This is a genomic window from Acidipropionibacterium thoenii DSM 20276 (genome assembly GCF_000423445.1).
GTDB classification, from domain to species: Bacteria; Actinomycetota; Actinomycetes; order Propionibacteriales; family Propionibacteriaceae; genus Acidipropionibacterium; species Acidipropionibacterium thoenii.
This window is the reverse complement of record NZ_KE384019.1, coordinates 13,976-36,175: the sequence shown is the minus strand read 5'-3', so window position 1 is coordinate 36,175 and position 22,200 is coordinate 13,976. Positions and strand designations below refer to the sequence as shown.

Here is a 22,200-nt window from a genome sequence, read left to right as displayed (position 1 = left end):
TACCCCGGCTGGGGACGCGACATGACCCCGGTCCCCCACCCGGCCGGCCCTGTCCGCGTGACAGACTGGGGACCGTGGTGCGCGACGACATGATCCGGCTGGGACAGTTCCTCAAGTACGCCAATCTGGCAGAGACCGGCGGGCAGGCCCGAGAGATCATCGCCGAAGGCCTGGTCTTCGTCAACGGGGAGCAGGAGATGCGTCGCGGACGGCAACTGCATCCCGGCGACGATGTGGCAGTGCGCAGCGATGGCCAGGAGGTGCACGAGACCGTCGAACTCGGCGAGATCGACGTCCCCTGGTAACCCCCGAGCCGGTCGGATCGGCTCAGCTGCCGGAGGTCATCTCGCCATGGGCCCAGGACAGCTCGGGAACACGCTGGGCGAAGAGCTGAAGAATCTGGGAGGCGCCGTCGAGGGCATTGGTGGCCTCGGTGCCCAGCCCGGCCTCGATGCCGGCAGCCGCCTGCTGGATGGTCGGGTCGGTGTGCAAGGACTCCAGCAGCTCATTCTCGACCATGTTCCACAGCCACTCGCGCTGCTGGTCGATCCGCCGACGGGTCAGTAAGCCGTCCTTCTCCAGGTATGCGCGGTGATCCAGCACGGCCTTCCAGACGTCGTCCAGGCCGTCTCCGGTGTAGGCCGAGCAGGTCAGCACCGGCACCCTGCGCTTGTCGGCCTGCGAGGAGACCAGCCTCATCGCGATCGACAGGTCGCGCGCCGAGACCCGGGCATTGCCGGCATTGTCCCCGTCGGCCTTGTTGACCGCCACCACGTCCGCCAGCTCCAGGATGCCCTTCTTGATGCCCTGCAGCTGGTCGCCGGTGCCGGTGACCGCCAGCATCAGGAAGGTGTCGACCATCCCGGCCACCGCGACCTCGGACTGGCCGACGCCGACCGTCTCGATGATGATGACCCCGTAGCCTGCCGCCTCCATCACGATCATCGCCTCGCGGGTGGCCCGGGCCACCCCGCCGAGATGACCACCGGAGGGCGAGGGGCGCACGAAGGCCTCGTCGCGGTTGGCCAGATCGGCCATCCGGGTGCGATCACCCAGGATCGAACCCCCGGTGCGGGTGGAGGACGGGTCGACCGCCAGCACCGCGATCTGGTGGTGGTACTCGTCGATGAGCTTGCAGCCCATCTTGTTGATGAAAGTCGACTTGCCAGCTCCAGGCACCCCGGAGATCCCCACCCGGATCGCATTTCCGGAGTGCGGCGCCAACTGGCGCAGCATCTGATGGGCCTTCTCCCGGTGGTCGGGCCTGCTGGACTCGACCAAGGTGAGCGCCCGGGCGATGTCCACCCGGCTGCCCGACAGGACACCTTCGACCAGTTCCGCGACGTCGATCTTCATCGAATCAGTTCCTCCATCGGTTCTTGCTCCCCTACGTTATCGGCACCTCGCCCGGCCGGATCACCCGGGACGCCGACGGCCGGCTCCCGGGAGTGTCCTCCCGGGAGCCGGCCGTCGGATGAGTGCGCTGGTGCAGGCCGAACTGGCTCAGTCCTCGACGTGCTCGAGGAGCTTGCTCATCAGGTCGACAGCAGCCTCCGGGATATTGGTGCCCGGCGGGTAGATCGCCACGGCCCCGTCGTCCCGCAGTTCCTGGAAGTCCTGGGTCGGGATGACGCCGCCGACAACGATCATGATGTCGGAACGACCCAGCTTGTCCAACTCCTTGCGCAGCTCGGGCACCAGGGTGAGGTGGCCGGCTGCCAGTGAGGAGACACCCACGACGTGGACGTCACCCTCGACCGCCTGGCGGGCGGTCTCCGCAGGAGTCTGGAAGAGCGGGCCGACGTCGACGTCCATGCCGAGATCGGCATAGGCGGTGGCGACGACCTTCTGGCCGCGGTCGTGACCGTCCTGGCCCATCTTGGCGATCAGGATACGGGGGCGACGGCCCTCCTTCTCCTCGAACTCCTTGACCATGGACTGGACCTTCTTGGAGGTCTCGGTGGAACCCGATGCCTTGCTGTACACACCGGAGATGGTACGGATCTGGGCGGTGTAACGTCCAAACACCTTCTCCAGGGCGTCGCTCATCTCGCCCAGCGTGGCGTCGGCCCGGCCTGCCTCGATGCACAGCTTCAGCAGGTTGCGGTCGGCGTCGGTGGGATCGGGATTGGCAGCGGCCCAGGTGAGCTTCTCCAGGGCGGCCTGGGTGGCCGCCTCGTCGCGCTCGGCGCGGAGGGCCGCGAGCTTGGCCTTCTGCTCGGCCAGCACCGTGGAGTTGTCGACCTTGAGGACCTCGAGGGGCTCCTCCTCGTCGAGCTGGTACTTGTTGACGCCGATCAGGGGCTGACGACCGGAGTCGAGACGGGCCTGGGTACGAGCCGCGGCCTCCTCGATCCTCATCTTCGGGATGCCCTTCTCGATGGCCTTGGCCATTCCGCCGGCGGCCTCGACCTCCTGGATGTGACCCCAGCCCTTGCGGGCCAGCTCCAGGGTGAGCTTCTCGACATAGGCCGAACCGCTCCACGGGTCGATGACCCGGGTGGTACCCGACTCCTGCTGGAGGAACTGCTGGGTACCACGGGCGATCCGGGCCGAGAAATCGGTCGGCAGCGCGATGGCCTCATCCAGCGAGTTGGTGTGCAGGGACTGGGTGTGGCCCTGGGTGGCGGCCATCGCCTCCACGCAGGTGCGGACGACGTTGTTGTAGACGTCCTGGGCGGTCAGCGACCAGCCGGAGGTCTGCGAGTGGGTCCGCAGGCTCATCGACTTGGGGTTCTTCGGACCGAACTGGTGGACCAGGCGGGCCCACAGCATGCGGGCCGCGCGCATCTTGGCGACCTCCATGAAGAAGTTCGTCCCGATGGCCCAGAAGAAGGACAGCCGCGGTGCGAACTGATCCACCTTCAGGCCGACATTCTCACCGGCGCGGATGTAGTCGACGCCATCGGCCAGGGTGTAGGCCATCTCGATGTCGGCGGTCGCGCCGGCCTCCTGCATGTGGTAGCCGGAGATCGAGATGGAGTTCCACTTCGGCATGTTCGCGCTGGTGAAGGCGAAGATGTCGGCGATGATCCGCATCGAGGGCTGCGGCGGGTAGATGTAGGTGTTACGAACCATGAACTCCTTGAGGATGTCGTTCTGGATCGTCCCGGCGAGCTGCTCGGGCTTGACGCCCTGGCGCTCGGCGGCCACCACATAGAGGGCGAGGATCGGCAGCACAGCGCCGTTCATCGTCATCGACACGCTCATCTGGTCCAGCGGGATGCCGGCGAACAGCTCCTCCATGTCCTTGATGGAGTCGACGGCCACACCGGCCATGCCGACGTCACCGGGGACGCGGGGGTTGTCGGAGTCGTAGCCACGGTGGGTCGGCAGGTCGAAAGCCACCGACAGGCCCTTCTGACCGGCCGCCAGGTTGCGGCGGTAGAAGGCGTTGGACTCCTTGGCGGTGGAGAATCCGGCGTACTGGCGGATGGTCCACGGGCGGAAGGCGTACATCGTGGCGTAGGGGCCGTGCACGAAGGGCGGGATGCCGGCATAGGTGCCGAGCCAGTCCATGTCCTTGTAGACGTCCTCGCTGTAGAGGTGGCCCACCGGGATCTGCTCAGGGGTCAGCCACGGCTCCTTCTCACCGGCTGCCTTGGCGAGCTTGGCGAACCGCTCCTGCACATCGGCAGGAACCTTCGCGTCGCCGAGACTGATCTGATCGAAACGGGGCAAGGTGCTCACTTGGCAACTCCCAACGTGTCCAGAGTGTCGGAGAGGACCGAGACAACGTCCATCCCCATGGCGACCCGACCGTCGAAGACCTGCTCGGCCTCCGCGGCGTCGTCACCGAATTCCTTGAAGGCGCCGGACAGGTAGACCTTCCTGGCTCCGGCCTCCTTGAGGGCCTTGGCCACGGCCAGGCCCTGGTCGGCGTAGACCTTCTTGTTGGAGCACAGGTCCACCACGGTGGTCCCGGACTTCTTGAAGGCCGAGACGATGTCCTCGAGGGACCCGCCCTCGACCTCTGGGGTCTCGATGCCGGCAATGTGCCACATCGGCGCGGAGAAGCCCTCGCGGGCGCCGAAGTCGCGCCGCGTGCCCAGACAGGCCAGGAAGACCTCGGGGCGCTCGGGAGCCTTGCCCGACCGGTCGACCAGGGCCTCGAAGACCTCGGAGTCGCGGTGCCATGCCAGGCCGTTGCGAGCCGCTGCCGGCGGGAAGGGCTTGGCCTCCACCGAACGGGCCCCGATCATCGGGAACTCCGAGACGGCGGTGATCGGCTGCTTGCGGGTGGCCAGCCGCTTGGCGCGCTCGGCGTTCAGGGTGGCCAGCTCGGCCTCCACCTTGCCGTCGGCGAGGAAGGCGGCGAAACCACCGGCTGCCTCCACCTCCTGGAACTTGCTCCAGGCCGCCTCGGCGAGGGTCTTGGTGAGGGACTCGACGTAGAAGGAGCCACCGGCCGGGTCGTTGACCCGTCCGATATTGCACTCCTCGGACAGCACGATGCCGGTGTTGCGGGCGATCCGGCGGGTGAACTGATTCCTCGGCAGCCCGATGGCACCGTCGAAGGGCAGTGTGGTGATCGCCTCGGCGCCGCCGACAGCGGCACCGAAGGTGGAGATCGTGCCACGCAGGATGTTGACGAAGGGATCGTCGCGGGTCAGCTCTCGCCAGCTGCTGACAGCCTGCTGACGGGCCCCGCGCTTGGCCTCGGGAACCTCGAAGACCTCGCCGATCCGGTTCCACAGCACCCGCAGGGCACGCAGCCGGGAGATGGTGAGGAACTGGTCGTGGGTGGCCGTGACGCGGAAGTTGATGGCGTCGAAGGCCTCCTCGGCGCTGACTCCCTGCTCGATGAGGGCTCGCACGTACTCGACGGCGGTGGCGATCTCCCAGGCCAGCTCGGCGACGTCCCCGGCGCCGGCGTTGTGGTAGAGGGTGCCGTCGGCGACGAAGGCTCGCGAGTTCTTGTAGGGCTCGATCTTCTTGACCCATTCGGACATCCCGGACAGGTCGGCCTTGGTGCCGTTGAGAGCGGCGAGCCCGATGGGATCGATACCCAGGTTGAAGGACAACTCCTCGGGCGCCAGGTCCGAGGAGGAGTAGACGTCGAGAAGGGCGTTGGCGGCGGCGGCCTGGTCGTCGCGGCTGGAGACCTCGACCTTGGCCAGGTTCAGCAGCACGTCCTTGAGATCACCGGCGATGTCCTCGGGCTTGACGGCGTCGGCTCCGACCCGCAGCCAGATGGAGGTGACGCCGCGCTCCAGGTCGGCGATGATCGCCTTGCGGGTGAAATCGGCGTCGGGATCCTCGTGGAGGGACCGGACGTCCCAGGCGTCCATGTCCCCGGTCTTGATGGTGGTGCCACGCGTGAAGGGGGTGACGCCGGGAGCACCGAGGTGCTCGGGGGCATCTGCCCGGGTGTACATGGGCTCGAACTGCACGCCGTCGACGGTGGTCGGCTCCATGCGCTTCAACGACTGCTCAAAGGTGAGCTGCTTGCCCTCGGGGCGGCCCCGGTTGAACACCTTGGCCACCTCAGCTTCCCACTGCTCCTGCGTGGGGGCCGGGAAATCCCCGGCCAGGGTGAGCGCCTCGGGGACGTCGGACTGCGCCGGTTCGCCGGGGTTGTCGGGATCAGTCATACTCTGCAGACTCCTGCTCCGCTGTGGATGGACATGTGCCGAAGACCTCCCCTCGAGGTCCGCGGTACCGCATCGCACGCGGCGGTGCGAAGACGTGCCGGCAGGTATTCGGACTTGCGGGCACCCCGCCCGTCGACGGATCTTCGCCGACTGGCAGGTCCTACGTCACCGCTTCCCGGGCCGTGGCCCAGTGCTTGATCACCGTCGAGCCCGCGATCTGGACCGCGGACCTGGCGGCGATGGTGATGTCGTTCCCACTCACCGCTGCGGGGCAGCGCCGGAATCTCACCGGCTTCCCTCTTTCGGTCGGGACCACTCTCGAGACCCCAACACCAGCGATCCCTATCGTATCGAAGAAGCTCTGGCGCCGACCGCCGGGGTGGGGGTGTTCACCGGCCCGGCATCCGTGCACGGCGCCGGTCAGGAGGCCTGGGTCAGCTGGGCCGCCGGGACCTTCTCGTCGATCCACTGCCGGATCTCGTCGTGGACCCGGGTCCGGTTGATCTCGTTGAGGATCTCATGGCGGGCGCCCGGGTAGAGCACCACGCTGACATCTCGGACCCCGTCGGCCCGCAGCCGACTGGCGACCTGACGTACTCCCCGCCCGGCTGCGCCCACCGGGTCGGCCTCCCCGCTGAACAGGCCGACCGGCAGTTGCGGCGGGGTGGCCCGCATCACGTCCACACTGTTGGCCGATCGCAGCAGGGTCAGCAGTTCACGGTAGAAGTCCGCGCTGCAGACGCAATTGCACAGTGGATCGGCGATGTACGCGTCGACCATCTTCCGATCCCGCGTGAGCCAGTCGAAATCGGTCCTGGTGGGCCGGAAGGCGGCATTGAAACTGCCGAAGATCAGGGTGTTCATCAACCGGCTGCGCCGATCCTCACCCGACAGCGCGATCTGGGCCTCAGCCACCCCGATCCCCAGCGAGGTCATCGGGTCCAGCGACCAGCCGGTGCCGATCAGCACCAGGGCTGCGAGCTCCCGGCCGCGACGGGCGGCCATCATCCGTGCCAGGAACGAGCCCATCGAGTGCCCGACCAGCACCCACGGCAGGTTGAGCCGACCGGTCCGGAAGTGATCGATCACCATCGACATGTCGTCGAGGAGCTGGTGGTAGCCGCGATCGGGCATCTGCCCGAGCTCTCCCGAGACCAGCGCCCGGGGGCCCCCGCCCCGGTTCTCACCGGCGATCACCAGCCAGCCGTCGGCCGCCAGGACACGGGCGAACTGATCGTAGCGGGCGGCGTAGTCGCGCATTCCGACGACCAGCTGCACGATTCCCCGGGGCTGCACCCCGGCGCCATCGGGCCCGGCACCGGGCTGCCAGACCACCACGTCGATCTGGGCGCCGTCGTCAGCTGTCAGAGTGATGCAGTCCATGGCGCCAGACTAATCTCCTGCAGCTCCATCCTTCCCCGGAAGGCGGACAGCGGCGCCCGACCCCCTAGAGTGTGGACGGTGAAGACGAGGATCGCGGTTGCTGGGTTGGGTTATGTGGGGATGGCGATGGCGGTGCTGTTGTCGCAGCACAATGAGGTGACTGCCGTTGACATCAATCCTGAGCGGGTGGATCTGGTCAATGCCGGCCACACCACCATCGTCGATCCCCAGATCCAGGAGTACCTGGGAGATCGTGATCTGGACCTGCATGCCACCACCGACCCGGCCCAGGCCTACCCGGGCGCTGATGTCGTGGTGATCGCCACGCCCACCAACTACGACCCGGCCGCCAATTACTTCGACACCTCCTCGGTGGTCTCGGTCATCGACCAGGTCGCCCAGATGGCCCCCGATGCCACCGTGGTCGTCAAGTCCACCGTGCCGGTCGGGTTCACCCAGGCCACCCGCGCCGAGCACCCCGGACTGCACATCGTGTTCTCCCCGGAGTTCCTGCGGGAGGGCCAGGCCCTGGCCGACAACCTCCATCCCTCCCGGATCATCGTGGGGGGCACCGATGATCGGGCCCGCCGGTTCGCCGACCTGCTGGTCGAAGGTGCCGCCGACCCTGAGGTGCCGGTGCTGTTGACCGGGTCCACCGAGGCCGAGGCCACCAAACTGTTCGCCAACACCTACCTGGCGATGCGGGTGTCGTTCTTCAACGAGCTGGACACCTACTCGGCCCAACGGGGACTGGACACCCGCCAGATCATCGACGGGGTGTGCCTGGATCCGCGGATCGGCGACCACTACAACAACCCGTCCTTCGGCTACGGCGGCTACTGCCTGCCCAAGGACACCCGCCAGCTGCTGGCCAACTACCAGGACGTGCCCCAGACCCTGATCGGGGCGATCGTGGACTCGAACACGGTCCGCAAGGACTGGGTGGCCGCCGACATCGTGGCGCGCAACCCGCAGAAGGTGGGGGTCTACCGGCTGGTGATGAAGGCCGGTTCCGACAACTACCGGTCCTCCTCCATCCAGGGAGTGATGAAAAGGATCAAGGCCAAGGGCATCGAGGTCGTGGTCTACGAACCCACCTACCAGGGCCACGAGTTCTACCGGTCCACCGTCACCCACGACCTGGACGCCTTCAAGAAGGAGTGCGACCTCATCATCGCCAACCGCAGAACCCCCGACCTGGCCGACGTCGCCGACAAGGTCTACACCAGAGACCTCTTCGGCAACGACTGATCCGGGTCTGGGAGGGCACTCCCCGTCCCGACCCTCAACCACCCCCTCGAAGTGGGAACTGCCAGCATCGACGAGGTTGGCTCCGCTGGCTTCTGGGGCCCCTCACGACGTTCGTCCTCAGATCCGACGTTCGTCCTGGAATTCCAGGACGAACGTCGGATCTGAGGACGAACGTGGACTGCAGCGCCAGTGGCGGCAGCGGCAGCGGCGGCTCCTCAGGCCTTGGACGCGGCGTCCAGAGCCGAGTCGTAGTCGGGCTCATCGGCGATCTCGGGGACCAGCTGGGTGTAGGTGACGGTCCCCGAGGCATCGACGACGACCACTGAACGGGCCAGCAGACCCGCCAGCGGCCCATCGGTCATCGTGACGCCGAAATCGTCACCGAAGCTGGAACGGAATCCCGAGGCCGTCGTGACATTGTCGATCCCCTCGGCCCCGCAGAACCGCGACTGGGCGAACGGCAGGTCGTTGGAGACGCACAGCACGGTGGCCTCCGGGAGGTCGGCCGCCTGCTTGTTGAAGGTCCGCACACTGGCGGCGCAGGTGCCGGTGTCCAGACTCGGGAAGATGTTGAGGATCAGCGTGCTGCCCGCCAGCGAGTCGCTGGTGAGCTCACCGAGATCGGATCCGGTGAGGGTGAACGCGGGAAGAGCCGCCCCGACAGCGGGCAGCTCTCCGACGGTGTGAACGGGATTTCCCTTGAACTTCGTTTCGGCCATGAGGCCATTCTTGTGAGCCCCCTGACCGGCCGCAACGACTTGCGCCAGCGACGAACAGCCGAGCCGGAAGGCTCGGGCAGCTCATCGACCCGCGGCCACCCCACCAGATGCCCGCGCTGGGCTCAGGACCTGCCCACGAAAGGTGCCGAGGCCTTGTCGAGAGCCTCGACCTCCTCAGCTCCCAGTTCCAGCTCGGTGGCGGCCAGCAGAGCGGGCAGCTGCTCGGGGACCCGGGCCGAGGCGATCGGGGCGGTGACCCCCTTGGCCAGCAACCAGGCCAGCGAGACGCTGGTGATCTCGACGCCGTGGGCAGCCGCGATCTGACGCTCGGCATCCAGCACGCCGAATGCTGCAGAACGCGCGGCCTCGTCAGGCATGTAGCCGGATATGCCACTGGCCCGGGAGGCGCCCTTGACGTCCTCGACGCTGGCGTACTTGCCGGTCAGGAAACCCGAGGCGAGGGAGAAGTAGCTGAACAGCGCCAGGTCCTTCTCGGCCGCCAGGGCGCCGTAACCAGCGGGACCCTCGACATCCGACCTGTGGAGCAGGTTGTACTGCGGCTGCAGGGCCACCGGACGGGCCAGCCCCTCGCGATCGGCGACCTCGAACCACTCCAGCTCGCGGGCCACCGAGAAGTTCGACAGCCCGATGTGTCCGATCTTTCCGGCGCGCACCAGCGCGTCGAAGGCCCGTGCCATGTCAGCCACCGTCTGGGTGTCGTCATCGAAATGGGCGTAGTAGAGATCGATGTGGTCGGTGCCCAGCCGCGCCAGTGAGGCGTCGGCTGCGGCGGCGATGTTGTCGGGGGCCAGTCCCTTGAACTGCGGGTGGGTGGCGACCTTGGAGGCGATGACCACCTGGTCGCGCTTGCCGGATGCCTTCAACCAGTGCCCGATGATGGTCTCCGACTCGCCGCCGTGGTTGCCCGGCACCCAGGCCGAGTAACCGTCCGCGGTGTCGATGAATCCCCCACCATCGGCGGTGAAGGCATCCAGTACTGCGAAGGACTCCTTCTCGTCACTGGTCCATCCGAAGGTGTTGCCCCCCAGCACCAGCGAGCGGACGTCGAGATCTTGACCGGCGAAATGCACCACGAGTTCTCCAAACTTGTTGACGTATCACTATTGTGCCACGGGCACCGCTCCGACGAATGTCGCAGGACCCGATCAGGTCACCTTGAGCTCCAACAGCCGGTCGTCCCCGGATCCGGGCTGCGATCGGCCATCGGTATTGCTGGTGCCCACCAGCAGGGTGTGGTCATCCAGGGCCAGCACACTGCGCAGCCGACCATGGCTGCCCTGCAGGAAGCTGGCCGGATCGGCGACCAGCTTCGTCCCAGCCAGCGGGACCCGCCACAATCTCGCACCGCGCAGAGCGGCCATCCACACCGACCCGCCGGCGATCGCGATTCCGCTCGGGGAGTCGACATCGGTACCCCAGGTGGCGACCGGGTCGGTGAGACCGGAGCCACCGCCGGTTCCCTCGACATCGGGCCACCCGTAGTTGCGGCCCTTCTCTATGAGGTTGAGCTCATCGGCCTGGTGGTCACCGAACTCCGAGGCCCACATCCGACCCTGGGCATCCCAGGCCATCCCCTGAACGTTTCGGTGTCCCAGCGTCCACACCACGGAACCACTGAACGGATTGCCGGACGCCGGCTGGCCGGACGGCGTCATCCGCAGGATCTTGCCGCCCAGATCATTGCGGTCCTGGGAGCGAGAGCTCTGCGAGGCGTCTCCGGTGCTGGCGTACAGCATCGCGTCGGGCCCGAATGCCAGCCCGCCGCCATTGTGGTGGACGGCGTGCGGAATCCCGGTGAGAACCGCGGTGTAGCCCGACAGCTGGCTGCCGGCAGGAGCCGACTCCTCATAGCGCAGCCGCGCGACCCGGTTGTCACTGCCGGTGGAGTGGTAGACGAAGAGCAGCCGGTCGGAGGCGAAGTCGGGGGACGCCGCGATGCCGAGCAGGCCTGCCTCGCCACCGGAGGACACATTGCTCACCGACTGCGAGACGGTGCCCAGCGCGGTCTCGGCCCCGGAGCTCAGGTTGATCCGAGTGATGGCAGCGGTGTCACGCGAGGTCACCAGGACGTCACCGCCGGGCAGTCGCACCATCCCCCAGGGGACATTGAGCCCGGTCGTGACGGTGCGGTTCACCACCACCGTGCCGGTGGCCGGAGCAGCTGAGGCGGAGGCAGTCGAGACAGAGGCCGACCCGCTCGCCGAGCCGGTCGGGGACGGCGCCGACGACCTCGCGCCGGTCGATGGGTCGGAGGGACTGGGGGCAGGCTGCCCGTCGGAACCCCGGCCCGTGCAGGCGGCCAGGGCGAGGAGCGGAATCGCTGCCAGGAATGTGCGGCGGTCTACCATGCAAAGAGTTTATGAGAAGGCCAAGCGCTCACAGGGGCAGGTCATGACTGGTTCGCCGTTCGCAGCAGACATCTTCGGTCCCAATTTCGAGCTGGCCGATGGTGGGCAGATCAGGGCATCCAGCGGATGGATGCCGCTGTCGGCGATGCTGACCCCCGAGGCCGTGATGGAGCGGGTGAGGAACACCCGTGATGCCATCGGCGGGATCGGGGACGGGCCTCGACAGGTCCGTGCGGTGGCCTCGACGATGGCCCTGGGTCTGTTCTCCCGGCTGCTGTCGCCGGTGCTGGGGGCTGCCGTACTGGGCTCGGTGACGCTACATGCGGATCCCCGGACGACCTGGCTCAGACGGGTCCAGCGCGGCCCCATCCCGCTGGCGACCACGGCTGCGCCGACCCGCGCCGATCCACTGGCCGCCCTCGAGGGTCTGGTGCTGCCATTGGTCACGGTGATCTCGCAGTCCTGCCGGTTGTCCCGAAAGGTCCTGATCGGGGATGTCGCCGCCGCGGTCGTCGGATCCTGCGAGGTGATCGGCGCAGCCCGGCCCGATCTGGCCGGCGCCGCACAGACGATACGGGCCGGACTGCTCACCACTCCGCAGCTTCGTGGCTCGGGAACCACCGAGGGACCCTTCGTCCGGTCGTCCTGCTGCCTCATCTGGCAGCTTCCGATGCACTACATCTGCTCCAACTGCGTACTGGTCGACGCCGACACCCGGATGGTCCGCCAACGGGACGACGACCGGGCCGGATCGGCGGGATTCCAACGACGCTACCGGCGTCAACTGGAGGAGGCCGAACGCACCCACACCTGGCGAGGAACCCCTCCCCACGAGCACCAGGACCGTGAGCCCAGCAGCTGAGTGCTCAGTCGGGCTGAGCTCAGCCCGCCTCGACCATCTCGATGTCGACCATCAGCTCCGACGCGATCTGCTCAAGAGCCTCGCGCAGATCATCGACAGTGGTGGCGCTGGTGAGCCGCACCTTGGCCTCGGCCTCGAAGAGCACCCCGTCGCCCATCGGCGCGTCGCGCACCCCGGTGTCCAGATCGTCGATGGTGGCTCCGAGGCCGGCCATCGCACCGGTGACCTGACTGACGATGCCGGGGCGGTCGTGGCCGACCAGGCGCACCGCGTACACCGTCTGATCGGGTGGTGTGATCGGTCTGGTCGGCGTCACCGTGACATCCAGCCCCTCGGCGGCCAGCTCCGCCAGTCCGGCACGCAGCTCCTCGACCTTCTGGTCGTCGATGTCGACCAGGACAATGCCGGCGAACTCCCCTGCCAGCAGGGCCATCCGACTCTCGAGCCAGTTGCCGCCGTGTGCGGAGACCTTCGCCGCCACCGAGGACACGATCCCTGGACGGTCGGCGCCGACTGCGGTCAATAGAAGCTGTGCCATGGCCAGATGCTACCGGTTCGTGCCGGCCGGCGCCGGGCCGGGGCCACGGGCCTCGTCCGGTCGCCTCGTCGCCCGTGCGAGGCGATCAGCCGCGCCAGTAGGCCCGGGTCGTCTCGGTGGGCCCGTCCAGCTCGGTGAACCCGGAGTCGACGATCGAGACCGGCCGGACCGCCTCATCCCATTGCTGGTGGCCGGCGGTGCGGACGCTCACCCGGAAACCGTCGGCCCGCCAGGCCGCCAGCGCCTCGGGAGGCATCATCTGGCGGGCCAGCTGGGCTGCGTGGCCGCACTGGGCGGCGGCCTTGCCGCTGGTGATCTCCAGGTTCGGGTTGATCTCGATGGTGACGATGGCATCGGAGTTGGCGCTGAGGCCCTCGTCGGGGAAGTGGGTTCCCGAGACCTGCAGCTTGTCGAGTGCCTTGGGCAGCGGACGGGCCGGAGCCGGCGCGAAGACCCGCACCGCAGCAGGCCCGAAGCCCTCGATACCGTGCTGGCTGACGGTGATCCCGTCGAGCAGCTGGACGTCGGTCCAGCGCTTGCCGTCGGCGCGACGGACCAATTTGCGGATCCGGTTGTCGTTCCAGTGCTGGACGGCTGCGAACCATCGCCCGCCCTCGGCCGAACGAGGGTCGTCGAGCAGGCTGACGACAGCCCTGGCCGCCACCTCGCAGACGTCGACCTGGCGTGCCGGGTGGTGCCGGTCGCGCATCACGACCAGTTGCATCGCCCACGGATCCGGTTCGTGCTCAACTGCCACACCGGGTGAGGGTACTCGCGGGGTTGCCGGTCGCCTGCCAGACTGGGCAGTGATGAACACGATCATCTGGGACATGGGAGGAACCCTCGTCGACACCTATCCGGAGGTCGACAGGGCGCTGGCGGACGCCGTCTGGGGTACCGCCGCCGCCCCCGAGGACGCTGACCGGCACGAGCACCTGCAGGAGGTCGCCGTACTGAGGTCCCGGTCGATCAACCATGCCATCGAGGTGCTGTCTGCCCGCCACGGTGTGCCACGGGAACGGCTCGACGAGGCGTACAGCGCCCTGAAACTGCGCTGGGAGAGTCATCCCGCGCCGCTGATGGCCGGGGCCACCCAGGTGATGGCGGCTGTGCACGCCGCCGGCGGGCTGAACCTGGTGGCGACCCACCGCGACCGCACCAGCGCCCAGGCCCTGCTCGACGGGTTGGGACTGCACCCCGATGATCTGGTCTGCGCCCCCGATGGCTATCCCCGCAAGCCCGATCCGGCGATGTATCTGCTACTGATGGCCCGTCATGATCTGGTGGCCGATCAGATGTTGTGCGTCGGGGACCGCCCGATCGACGTCCAGGCTGCCGCCGCCGCCGGGCTGGCGGGGGCCCTGCTGAGGCCAAGTGGCGAGCAGCAACCCGCTGCTGCCGGCGCCGCCGGGCAGCTGCCGGCCGGATGCTTCGAGATCGGTGCGTTGACCGACCTGCTGAACAGGATCGGTTGAGTGGTCCTCCCCCAGCGGATCCACTGCGGGGTTCGCAGCGCCGGTGGGTGTACTCCGACGGTGGCCGCGAGTGCCTTCAGACCAGATCCTCGAAGGCATAGTCCCCGGGCCACCAGGCCATCCACCGGCCGTCCTCGAAACCTGACAGCAGGGCGATCTCCCGGGACGGGTCGGCACGTCTCGGGCTCAGGATCAGCGAGCCCCGGGTCAGGTCGATACGCAGCCCGTGACGACTGCGCTCGACGGTCCCGGTCACCTCGGCGCCGATGAGCTGACGCAGCAGGTCGGTGTACCCCATGTCGCCGTCCCGCCAGGTTCCGGCCGACCTCTCGATGCTCGGCCAGACGCGGGTACTGAACACCCGGTCGGTGGACCGCCCCGGGTGCGAGAACGCCAGTCGCAGCGGTTCACCGGCTGCGATCTCGATGGCGCGCAACCGGTCTCCGACCAGCTGGGACAGCACATCGTTGGGGGCGTACTGGGACACGATCGATCACTCCGCCGTAATCGTGAGATCGACCGGTGCCATGAATCCCTCCCGCGCCCCCGGATACGGGAGCCCCTGACCCGCGAGCTGCGAGCGTGTGCTCAATCCTGCCACATCCACAAGCCGTCACGGAGCCGGTGTCGGCCGGCCACAACCGTGCCCCACGACTCGGCATCCGTCGTCGGACCGACCATGCCAGATGAACAGGTTTCGACGGTCATGACAAGGCCCTGTCAACGATCCCGGGAGCACGCCGAGCAGCGTCCTCGGAGAGTCTCCGCTGCTCGGCGATGACCGCCTCAGCCGCCTGCGAGGAGTCCCCGGCCAATACCTGCGCCACCACCACGGCGTCCTGCATCTCGCCCAGCACGTCAGCTGCCTCGGCGTGACGATCGGCCCGTTCGGCGGCTCCTTTGACCGACTCGCCGAGGGACTCGTGGGCATACCGGGCGGCCTTGATCCGGCGACGGAGCCGGTGCCTGGTCGGCGCCAGCGCCTCGCCGGCCAGACCGACGTCATCGAGCTGCTCCCGGATCTCCGCGGCCCGGTTCTCGGCCCAGGCCACTCTGGCGAGGATCCTCGACCTCCTCGGCCCCTTACCGGACCTGGCCAGCGAGTTGCGCCACGGATCGGAGGCGAACTGCGTCAGCTCGCCGATCAGAGCCTGCGACCGGTCGCCGGCCAGCATCTGATCGACCTGCCGTGCGGTGCGCTCCTGCTCGGCGCCGAGGCGGTGGAGCAACTCCTCAGCACCCTCGAGGTCGGCGTCGTGCGGCTCCGACCCACGACCGGCGGCCTCCAGCAGCTCCTTGACATGCTGCGCGGCCACCTCGGCGTCGCGGGCCTGCCCGAGGACGCCGTTGTACCAGAGCAACTCGTCGAGCAGCCGGACCGCCTGCTTCTGGTGCAGCAATGGACGGTAGATCCGGATGGTGGCCCGCAGTCGGCGTCCCGCTGCCCGAAGGTCATGGATGCCATCGGGATCGCGGCGGGCTACCTGGGCCGGCAGCGTCCTCATCAACTCGACCTGCTCGGCCCAGTACTGCTGCACACTCCTGGCGGCCTTGGACACGGTCCGAGCCTACGGGCTGCGCAGCGGTGCCGCCGATGGTTCGCCAGGATCGCCGGTCCTGGCCGATCCCTGGTTCAGCGAACCGATGACCCCTCGCGATCCAACTCGAACTGGCGGAAGACCTCGTCGACGTCCAGGTCCCGATTGGCCTCCTGCCCCTCCACGAGCTGGGAGGCCTCCTGATCGCTGGAGACCGTCGGCATCCCGCCCGGCAGCGGACGACGTGCCGACTCGGGCAGGAAGAAGATCGCGATGAACCCGGCGACCGAGGTGAGGATCACCCAGAATGCCGGGGCCAGCGCCTTGCCGGTGAGGGCGACCAGGGCCTCCATGATGAACGGCGCGGTGCCCGAGAAGACCGCAGCTGCGATGTTGTAGGAGATGCCCATACCCCCGTAGCGGGAGGAGGTCGGGAACAGCGCCGGCAGGCAGGAGGCGAGATTGGAGACGTAGAGGGCTACCGGCACCGAGAGCACGAAGAGCCCGAGCAGGGTCGACCAGACGACCCCGTGCATCATCAGCAGGAAGGCCGGTATCGCCAGCACGACGCCTCCGATCGAGGCCATCCGCAGTACCGTCCGCCGGCCGATCCGGTCTGACAGGGCCCCGGCCAGCGGGATGCACAGGCTCATCACGATCAGCACCGGCAAGGTCAGCAGGGTGCCGTGCACCTCGTCGTAGCCGAGCGTGCTGGTGAGATAGGTCGGCATGTAGCTGGTGAGGGCGTATCCGGCGGTGTTGGCCGCGGCCACCAGCGTGATGGCGACGAGGATCTCGCGCCAGAAGGTGGCCACCACCTCCCGCAAGGACTTGGGCCCCTTGCTGTCCTCCTCCTGCTGCAGCTTCTTGGCCTCCTGAAAGGCCGGGGTCTCCTCGATCTGCGAGCGGAAGTACAGCGCCACCAGCCCGAAGGGCAGGGCGAACATGAACGGCAGACGCCATCCCCAGCTGGCCATGAAGTCCGGGGAGAGGGTGAGCTGAAGCACCGAGACGACCGCGGCGCCGAAGGCGAATCCCAGGTAGGAGCCCAGGTCCAGCAGGGCGGCCAGGAATCCGCGGCGCCGGTCGGGGGCGAACTCGGTGAGGAAGGTCGTCGCACCGGCGTACTCCCCACCGGTCGAGAATCCCTGCAGCAGCTTGAGGACGATCAGCAGGATCGGCGCCCAGAACCCGATCTTCGAGTAGTCGGGCAGGACCCCGATGAGGAAGGTCGCCGAGGCCATCATCAGCAGGGTGAAGGCGAGCACCTTCTGCCGGCCGGCTCGGTCCCCGAGTTGGCCGAGCACCACTCCGCCGAGCGGCCGTGCGATGAAGGTCACCGCGAAGACTCCCAGGGAGAACAGGTTCTGCGCGGTGGGCGAACCGCCGGGCATGAAGACCCGGCCGATGATCACCGCGAGATAGCCGTAGACCCCGATGTCGTACCACTCCATCAGGTTGCCGACGATGGTGCCGGCGATGGTTTTCCTCAGAACTGCTGGCTCGACGACGGTGACGTCGGAGACCTCGAGACGCCGATCCTGTCGCGGTTCACCGGCCTGTGATGCCTCGCCACGGTCTGGTGCACTTGCCATATCGGTCTGCCCTCCACGGTTGATGTTCCCCGAACTATAGGAGGGGGAAGCGCACAGGGGAACCGCCGGCGAGCTGGGCCGTGAAGCCCGGCATCAGGTTCAGTCGTCGTCTGTCCCGAGTGTGACGATGCCGAGCCGGGCGGCCTCGAGAAGGACCTGGACGCGGTCGCGGACGCCGAGTTTCTCGCCCGCTCTGCTGAGATATCCCTTGATCGATCCCACCGAGACACCCATCGCCGTTGCGATCTCGGCATTCGAGTAGCCGTGGGCCAACCAGCCGACTGCCTCGCACTCTCGCTCCGTCAGCGGAAGGTCGGGAAGGAACCGCGATCCCCCCGGGTGAGACGCCGGCTCGTCGCCATCTGCGGGACCCGAGTCCACCGCAGCTACGGAGCCCCGCACCATCTTCACCAGCACGCTGGACAGTCGCGGGGAGATGTAGAACTCGTCAGCCAGCACGGCCCGCAGCGCCTCCGACAGCTCCTCGGTGCTGTCCTTGACCAGGTAGCCGCTGGCGCCTGCGGCCAGCATCGAGGCGACGTACTCCTGGGTCGAGAAGGTCGTCAGCGCGAGGACCTTGATCTCGGGGTGCTCCCGAACGATCCTGCGCGTCGCCTCGACGCCGTCCATCCGCGGCATTCTGATGTCCATCACGACGACATCGGGCGGATCGGCGATGCACCTCACCAGTGCCTCCTGGCCGTCACGGGCGGTCTCCACGGACTCGATCGGCACCGTCTGGTCGAAGCGCAGCAAGGCTGCCAGTCCGTCGCGCAGGACCTGGTCGTCATCGACCACCAGGACTCTCAGCTTGCTCACTCCGACAGGGTATCTGCTCGTGCCGACATCTGCCGATGCCCCGATTCGCCGATGCCCCTGCCCCGCGACCCCGATCCGCCGATGCCGGTGTTCGCCGACGACACAGCATTCACGACTGGGAAGGGTGATCCCTGCTGGCGCCCCGGTGATACATTTCTGCCATTCATCAACCCGCCGACAACGACTCGCCGGGCACCAGTTAGTGTGGGCAGCATCGACCGCCTGAGCGCGGTCGGCGGAGCCCACCGGTCCGAAGCCCCAGAGCCCCCGTCCCTCATCATTTACAGCGTCCCTCACAGTCATCAGGAGATTCAGAGATGAAAACGCACCGTTCCGTCAGAGCTCTTGTCGCCGCTGTCCTGCTCAGCGCCTCGCTGGGATTGGGCGCCGTGCCGGCCCAGGCCGCCCCGATCAGCTCCAGCCCGAGCAGCGCCACGAAGGTCACGCCCTTGGGTCTCAACTCGATGATGTGCTATTGGCTGCCCAATTACTGCCGATAGGTCATTCCCCCGACCCGGGGGCGCCGGTCAGCATGCAGCGATGAGACTCAAGAGCTCACGGGAGGGTTTCTGGAAGGAAACCCACGCATTGCCCCGCGCGATAGCCATCACCGTCTCGTGCTTCGCGATTCTCTTCAACCTTGACGATCTTGTCGGAGCGTCGCGTGGACTGGGCGCCCCCGGTGCTGTCGTGGAGCTCGTCCGACTGCTGCTGTGTGCGCTAGCGTTGGGGGTTGTGTGCTGGTCTCCCCGCATCGCAGCCTTCCTGCTGTGGGGGGCGATCCCCGTCAGCATTGCTGCCAACAACATTGCGCTCCTGACAGTCGTGGGGCCGATCGTCTGCGTTGTCGTGACGGCGACGGCCACCCTCCCCTTCGTCGCACTGAACACCGCGCTGCTTGTGAGCGGTGCGACAGCGATGGCGATCAAGTGGGCGCAGTGGTCCCACGACCCGTCGGCAATCCTGTGGACCGGCGCATTCCTCCTCGTCGCCAGCACCGCACTCGGCCTGGTGCTGCGCGCAGTGCTCAATGCCCGCAGCGAACGCCGACGCCAGGAGCAGCGGATCGCCGACATCCAGAAGCAGGTGGAGCAGGCCGCCGAGCATGAGAGGCAGCGGCTGGCCCACGACATGCACGACTATGTCGCCCACGAACTCACCCTGATCGTCGCCGGGCTGGCCGGGGCACGGGCTCGCCGCAATGCCTCCCAGCAGTCTCCCGAACAGGATGTCGACTTGCTGGGGAGCGTCGAGCAGACCAGCCGGAAAGCACTCGATGAGTTGCGACGGGTGCTGCGGCTGCTCAATGACGACGGCGAGTCGGAGCCGATCGCGGGATCCCCGCTGCCGATCTCGGGAGATCATCGCGCTGTGCCCGTCGCCACCTTGATCAAGGACGCCGCCCAGGACCTCCAGGTGATCGGCGACCACGTCCACCTCGCCATCAGCGCCGATACCGCCGAGCTGCTGCCCACCGCTCAGCAGCGGACACTGCTGCAACGATTTCTCAGCGAGGCGGTCACCAACGCCGCCAAGCACGGCGGACTGGGGGCGCGTGTGACGATCGGCTCGGCCACCGTGCCGAATGGCTGGCAGGTGAGCCTGCGCAACACCATCGAGATGGGCGCCGCTGGACCCGAGGCGTCGACCGGGCTGGGCATCCGGGGGCTTCAGAAAGAGGCCGAGGAGGCACAGTGCGTGGTCTCGGCCCACCCGGTCGGCCAGCAGCACGAATGGCTCATGACCCTGACCCTGCCCGATCCGGCGTCCACCAGCTGAGAGAGTTGTCCAGCAGAGCCCCGTACAACGCTTGAGCGGTCCGGCCGGGTGACACCTTTCCCGACCGGACCGCTCAAGTCCCCAGATCCCTCAGAAGACCCCTCGCCGAAGTGCTCGGTGGCCCTCTCACTAGGTATTCAACCCCGCCATCAGGCCGCGGACCAGCAACTTTCGTCCGAACTTTCCGGAGGCTGACACAACTATCGGCCAATCCGGCCTGGTACCCGGCAGCTCGGGTCGTGCGGCATCTCAGCGGCGGGGACATGCAGGATTGACCGGTGGTACTAGGTTCGTCGCAACTGGTCGCACGCTACCTGCCGGGAGGGGCCATGGCCACAGCACTCATCGTCGTCGACATCCAGGTCGATTTCTGCGAGGGCGGCGCACTGGGGGTTCAGGGGGGAGACGCCGTCGCCCACCGGACCGCCGGGTTGCTGTCGGGAGCACATGGCTACTCCCTTCTGGTGGCCACCCGGGACCACCACATCGACCCGGGCACCCACTTCTCCGATCATCCTGACTTCGTCGACAGCTGGCCGCCGCACTGCGTGGTCGGCACGCCGGGCCAACAGCTCAATGCCGCGCTCAGGGATGTCGCCTTCGACGCGGTCTTCGACAAGGGCTCCTATCGAGCCGCCTACTCCGGTTTCGAGGGGACCATCGGCGGCGCTGACGACGGGGAGGCGCTCGCCGAGTGGCTGCGCGAGCGAGCCGTCGACCAGGTCGACATCTGCGGGATCGCCACCGACTACTGCGTACGGGCGACCGCCCTGGACGCCGAGCTGGCGGGATTCGAGACCCGGGTGCTCGGCGGTCTGACAGCTGCGGTGCATCCGGATGCGGTGGCCCGGGTGGTCCAGGAATTCACCGCGGCCGGGATCAGCTGGGTGAGCTGAGCGGCGCAGCGTCACCCGTCTGGAAGCAGACCCGGCCTCAGCCGGCCGCCACCAGATTCTGGGCCTCCAGATCCAGCAGTCTCTGTTTGATCTCCAGCCCTCCCCGATATCCGCCGAGGGCCCCGTCGCTGCGCACCACCCGGTGGCACGGCAGCACGATGGGGACGGGGTTGGTGGCACATCCGGTACCGACCGCCCGGACTGCACCTGGCCTGCCCAGCTCCTCGGCGACCTGGGCGTAGCTGGCGGTCTGCCCGTACCCGATGGTGGTCAGATGCCGTTGCACGTCTCCTCGGAATCCCACCAGCACCAGGGGATCGATCGCCACCTCGAAGGCGGTCCGGGCCCGGTGGAAGTACTGGTCGATCTGACGGGCGGCCTGCCCCAGCGCTGCCTCCTGAGGTGCCCCCAGCACGGACGGCCCGCTCACCAGATGCCCGTCAAGGGTGCCGGCAAGAGCGTCCAGGACCTCGTCGAACCCCTCGCACTCGAAGGAGATCTGGACCAGCCCCTGCCCGCTGGCGACCAGCAGAAGCGGCCCGACCGGAGTGTCGATGGTTGTGTGCGCCAGCTCACGAGAGGGTGTCGGCCGAGCCATTGCGGTCCTCCTGGATGTGTGACTGCCGGCATACCGTGACCGGCTGGAAGCTGCTGCACACTGTAGGCCGCAGCCGGCTCTCCCCCGGCCTGCCGCCCGCGCGCCAGCTCCCGGTCGGCCCCATCCACCCAGCCGGCTCAGGCCACGAGTGCGTCGGCCCCGCAGCGGGCGAAGTAGCGCTGGCAGCGCTGCTGGCTCCAGCCGTGGGCCTGGGACAGTCCCTCAACGAGCATCCGCAGGTAGCTTGGGGTCGGCTGGTTGAGGTCCGCATCGCCCAAGTGTCCGGGAGCGGTGAAGGTGAGCATCGCGACCCCGTCGCGCTGCCCGACCCGCACCAGGGTCTGGTACCGGCCCGGCCCCACGGTGTACCGACCATCCGGCACCCCGGACCTCACCGCTGCTTCCAGGGGGCTGTCGGCCACCGGGCGGTGGTGCATCTCCTGGCGGGCGATGTCGGCGAACTGCTCGACGCTGATGAGGTAGCCGCGTCCAGGCGTCGGTCCCTCGGCGTCCGGGTCGTAGAAACCCATTCCCCCTCCCCACACCGTCGACACCCCTGCGAAGTAGAGCTGACCGGGCAGCATCACCGCAGCGTTGGCCCGGGGAGGGGTGTGGTCACGGGCTCCGGGGTAGCTGAACCGCGCCCCCGGCGGACAGCCGCCTCGCAGATAGCAGCCGAGCCGGGCGGCGTTCATGTTCGACCCGTAGGAGACGTACCAGACCAGATCACTACTCATTGACCTCCATCCTGCGTCATGGTGGCCCCCGGTATCCAGTCGATGCC

22 protein-coding genes and 1 riboswitch are annotated in these 22,200 nt (G+C 67.8%); of the genes, 7 read left to right on the top strand and 15 right to left on the bottom strand.

Annotated elements, in window-relative coordinates:
• Window positions 1–89 precede the first annotated feature (89 nt).
• Window positions 90–305: an RNA-binding S4 domain-containing protein gene (locus tag G554_RS0111995; protein ID WP_027588090.1), complete on the top strand. Its 216-nt coding sequence runs from the start codon at window positions 90–92 to the stop codon at window positions 303–305.
• A gap of 22 nt (window positions 306–327) precedes the next feature.
• On the opposite strand, the gene meaB is transcribed toward G554_RS0111995, so the two are convergent.
• From meaB to G554_RS0111970, 4 genes are all read right to left on the bottom strand, one after another.
• Entirely contained in the window at window positions 328–1,356 is a 1,029-nt protein-coding gene (gene meaB / locus G554_RS0111990) for a methylmalonyl Co-A mutase-associated GTPase MeaB (protein ID WP_027588089.1), read from the bottom strand.
• Between the two features lie 147 nt (window positions 1,357–1,503).
• Window positions 1,504–3,690: a methylmalonyl-CoA mutase gene (scpA, locus tag G554_RS0111985; RefSeq protein ID WP_027588088.1), complete on the bottom strand. Its 2,187-nt coding sequence runs from the start codon at window positions 3,688–3,690 to the stop codon at window positions 1,504–1,506.
• Window positions 3,687–5,594 (bottom strand): methylmalonyl-CoA mutase small subunit, encoded by a 1,908-nt coding sequence (mutA, locus tag G554_RS0111980; protein WP_027588087.1) that lies wholly within the window; start codon window positions 5,592–5,594, stop codon window positions 3,687–3,689. Before mutA ends, scpA begins: the two co-directional genes overlap by 4 nt.
• A gap of 82 nt (window positions 5,595–5,676) precedes the next feature.
• A riboswitch (cobalamin riboswitch) is annotated at window positions 5,677–5,946 on the bottom strand.
• Window positions 5,947–6,014: 68 nt separating this feature from the next.
• Window positions 6,015–6,977 carry an alpha/beta fold hydrolase gene (locus G554_RS0111970; protein WP_027588086.1) on the bottom strand — a complete coding sequence of 321 codons (963 nt, stop codon included), beginning with the start codon at window positions 6,975–6,977 and terminating at the stop codon, window positions 6,015–6,017.
• A 78-nt stretch (window positions 6,978–7,055) separates the two neighbouring features.
• Between G554_RS0111970 and G554_RS0111965 the strand changes: the two genes are divergently transcribed.
• A complete protein-coding gene (locus tag G554_RS0111965) occupies window positions 7,056–8,228 on the top strand; it encodes a nucleotide sugar dehydrogenase (RefSeq protein WP_036925719.1) in 1,173 nt (390 codons plus the stop codon).
• A gap of 215 nt (window positions 8,229–8,443) precedes the next feature.
• Here the strand turns inward: G554_RS0111965 and tpx are convergent, their stop codons facing one another.
• From tpx to G554_RS0111950, 3 genes are all read right to left on the bottom strand, one after another.
• Window positions 8,444–8,947, bottom strand: coding sequence for a thiol peroxidase (tpx, locus tag G554_RS0111960; RefSeq protein ID WP_027588084.1), 504 nt, complete (start codon window positions 8,945–8,947; stop codon window positions 8,444–8,446).
• Between the two features lie 122 nt (window positions 8,948–9,069).
• The gene (locus G554_RS0111955; protein WP_027588083.1) at window positions 9,070–10,041 is read right to left on the bottom strand and encodes an aldo/keto reductase; all 972 of its coding nucleotides are present in this window, start codon (window positions 10,039–10,041) and stop codon (window positions 9,070–9,072) included.
• 72 nt (window positions 10,042–10,113) lie between these two features.
• Window positions 10,114–11,103 carry a PQQ-dependent sugar dehydrogenase gene (locus G554_RS0111950; RefSeq protein WP_245570048.1) on the bottom strand — a complete coding sequence of 330 codons (990 nt, stop codon included), beginning with the start codon at window positions 11,101–11,103 and terminating at the stop codon, window positions 10,114–10,116.
• 256 nt (window positions 11,104–11,359) lie between these two features.
• Between G554_RS0111950 and G554_RS0111945 the strand changes: the two genes are divergently transcribed.
• On the top strand, window positions 11,360–12,178 hold the full coding sequence (locus tag G554_RS0111945; protein ID WP_027588081.1) for a hypothetical protein: 819 nt from the start codon (window positions 11,360–11,362) through the stop codon (window positions 12,176–12,178).
• A gap of 19 nt (window positions 12,179–12,197) precedes the next feature.
• Here G554_RS0111945 and G554_RS0111940 read toward each other — a convergent pair whose 3' ends face one another.
• Together G554_RS0111940 and G554_RS0111935 are read right to left on the bottom strand one after the other, a co-directional pair.
• Window positions 12,198–12,716: a glycine cleavage system transcriptional repressor gene (locus G554_RS0111940; RefSeq protein ID WP_027588080.1), complete on the bottom strand. Its 519-nt coding sequence runs from the start codon at window positions 12,714–12,716 to the stop codon at window positions 12,198–12,200.
• 85 nt (window positions 12,717–12,801) lie between these two features.
• Window positions 12,802–13,440 (bottom strand): aminoacyl-tRNA hydrolase, encoded by a 639-nt coding sequence (locus G554_RS0111935; RefSeq protein WP_027588079.1) that lies wholly within the window; start codon window positions 13,438–13,440, stop codon window positions 12,802–12,804.
• An 85-nt stretch (window positions 13,441–13,525) separates the two neighbouring features.
• On the opposite strand from G554_RS0111935, the gene G554_RS16135 reads away from it, so the two are divergent.
• Window positions 13,526–14,191 (top strand): HAD-IA family hydrolase, encoded by a 666-nt coding sequence (locus G554_RS16135; protein WP_051233037.1) that lies wholly within the window; start codon window positions 13,526–13,528, stop codon window positions 14,189–14,191.
• A 76-nt stretch (window positions 14,192–14,267) separates the two neighbouring features.
• On the opposite strand, the gene G554_RS0111925 is transcribed toward G554_RS16135, so the two are convergent.
• The 4 genes from G554_RS0111925 to G554_RS0111910 all read right to left on the bottom strand — a co-directional run bounded on the left by G554_RS0111925 (window position 14,268) and on the right by G554_RS0111910 (window position 18,143).
• Window positions 14,268–14,678, bottom strand: a complete 411-nt coding sequence (locus tag G554_RS0111925; protein WP_027588078.1) for a hypothetical protein — start codon at window positions 14,676–14,678, stop codon at window positions 14,268–14,270.
• A gap of 217 nt (window positions 14,679–14,895) precedes the next feature.
• Complete coding sequence (locus G554_RS0111920; RefSeq protein ID WP_154654276.1) at window positions 14,896–15,750, bottom strand: CHAD domain-containing protein; 855 nt, start codon at window positions 15,748–15,750, stop codon at window positions 14,896–14,898.
• Between the two features lie 74 nt (window positions 15,751–15,824).
• Window positions 15,825–17,324 (bottom strand): MFS transporter, encoded by a 1,500-nt coding sequence (locus G554_RS16130; RefSeq protein ID WP_051233036.1) that lies wholly within the window; start codon window positions 17,322–17,324, stop codon window positions 15,825–15,827.
• Between the two features lie 99 nt (window positions 17,325–17,423).
• Window positions 17,424–18,143, bottom strand: coding sequence for a response regulator transcription factor (locus tag G554_RS0111910; protein ID WP_211220479.1), 720 nt, complete (start codon window positions 18,141–18,143; stop codon window positions 17,424–17,426).
• 317 nt (window positions 18,144–18,460) lie between these two features.
• On the opposite strand from G554_RS0111910, the gene G554_RS0111905 reads away from it, so the two are divergent.
• From G554_RS0111905 to G554_RS0111895, 3 genes are all read left to right on the top strand, one after another.
• Window positions 18,461–18,643: a hypothetical protein gene (locus G554_RS0111905; protein ID WP_027588075.1), complete on the top strand. Its 183-nt coding sequence runs from the start codon at window positions 18,461–18,463 to the stop codon at window positions 18,641–18,643.
• Between the two features lie 40 nt (window positions 18,644–18,683).
• Window positions 18,684–19,922 carry a sensor histidine kinase gene (locus tag G554_RS0111900; protein ID WP_084648521.1) on the top strand — a complete coding sequence of 413 codons (1,239 nt, stop codon included), beginning with the start codon at window positions 18,684–18,686 and terminating at the stop codon, window positions 19,920–19,922.
• A gap of 329 nt (window positions 19,923–20,251) precedes the next feature.
• Complete coding sequence (locus tag G554_RS0111895) at window positions 20,252–20,818, top strand: isochorismatase family protein (protein WP_027588073.1); 567 nt, start codon at window positions 20,252–20,254, stop codon at window positions 20,816–20,818.
• 37 nt (window positions 20,819–20,855) lie between these two features.
• Here G554_RS0111895 and G554_RS0111890 read toward each other — a convergent pair whose 3' ends face one another.
• On the bottom strand, window positions 20,856–21,416 hold the full coding sequence (locus tag G554_RS0111890) for a methylated-DNA--[protein]-cysteine S-methyltransferase (protein ID WP_027588072.1): 561 nt from the start codon (window positions 21,414–21,416) through the stop codon (window positions 20,856–20,858).
• 137 nt (window positions 21,417–21,553) lie between these two features.
• Entirely contained in the window at window positions 21,554–22,153 is a 600-nt protein-coding gene (locus tag G554_RS0111885) for a hypothetical protein (protein ID WP_036925710.1), read from the bottom strand.
• Window positions 22,154–22,200 lie beyond the last annotated feature (47 nt).

What these genes read in the sequence shown, in the direction of transcription:
- G554_RS0111905 (WP_027588075.1), top strand. Translation starts at nt 18,461, where the DNA reads ATGAAAACGCACCGTTCCGTCAGAGCTCTTGTCGCCGCTGTCCTGCTC.
- G554_RS0111890 (WP_027588072.1), bottom strand. Translation starts at nt 21,416, where the DNA reads ATGGCTCGGCCGACACCCTCTCGTGAGCTGGCGCACACAACCATCGAC.
- G554_RS0111895 (WP_027588073.1), top strand. Translation starts at nt 20,252, where the DNA reads ATGGCCACAGCACTCATCGTCGTCGACATCCAGGTCGATTTCTGCGAG.
- G554_RS0111900 (WP_084648521.1), top strand. Translation starts at nt 18,684, where the DNA reads ATGAGACTCAAGAGCTCACGGGAGGGTTTCTGGAAGGAAACCCACGCA.
- G554_RS0111970 (WP_027588086.1), bottom strand. Translation starts at nt 6,977, where the DNA reads ATGGACTGCATCACTCTGACAGCTGACGACGGCGCCCAGATCGACGTG.
- G554_RS0111945 (WP_027588081.1), top strand. Translation starts at nt 11,360, where the DNA reads ATGACTGGTTCGCCGTTCGCAGCAGACATCTTCGGTCCCAATTTCGAG.
- meaB (WP_027588089.1), bottom strand. Translation starts at nt 1,356, where the DNA reads ATGAAGATCGACGTCGCGGAACTGGTCGAAGGTGTCCTGTCGGGCAGC.
- mutA (WP_027588087.1), bottom strand. Translation starts at nt 5,594, where the DNA reads ATGACTGATCCCGACAACCCCGGCGAACCGGCGCAGTCCGACGTCCCC.
- G554_RS0111940 (WP_027588080.1), bottom strand. Translation starts at nt 12,716, where the DNA reads ATGGCACAGCTTCTATTGACCGCAGTCGGCGCCGACCGTCCAGGGATC.
- G554_RS16130 (WP_051233036.1), bottom strand. Translation starts at nt 17,324, where the DNA reads ATGGCAAGTGCACCAGACCGTGGCGAGGCATCACAGGCCGGTGAACCG.
- G554_RS0111935 (WP_027588079.1), bottom strand. Translation starts at nt 13,440, where the DNA reads ATGCAACTGGTCGTGATGCGCGACCGGCACCACCCGGCACGCCAGGTC.
- tpx (WP_027588084.1), bottom strand. Translation starts at nt 8,947, where the DNA reads ATGGCCGAAACGAAGTTCAAGGGAAATCCCGTTCACACCGTCGGAGAG.
- G554_RS16135 (WP_051233037.1), top strand. Translation starts at nt 13,526, where the DNA reads ATGAACACGATCATCTGGGACATGGGAGGAACCCTCGTCGACACCTAT.
- G554_RS0111995 (WP_027588090.1), top strand. Translation starts at nt 90, where the DNA reads ATGATCCGGCTGGGACAGTTCCTCAAGTACGCCAATCTGGCAGAGACC.
- G554_RS0111885 (WP_036925710.1), bottom strand. Translation starts at nt 22,153, where the DNA reads ATGAGTAGTGATCTGGTCTGGTACGTCTCCTACGGGTCGAACATGAAC.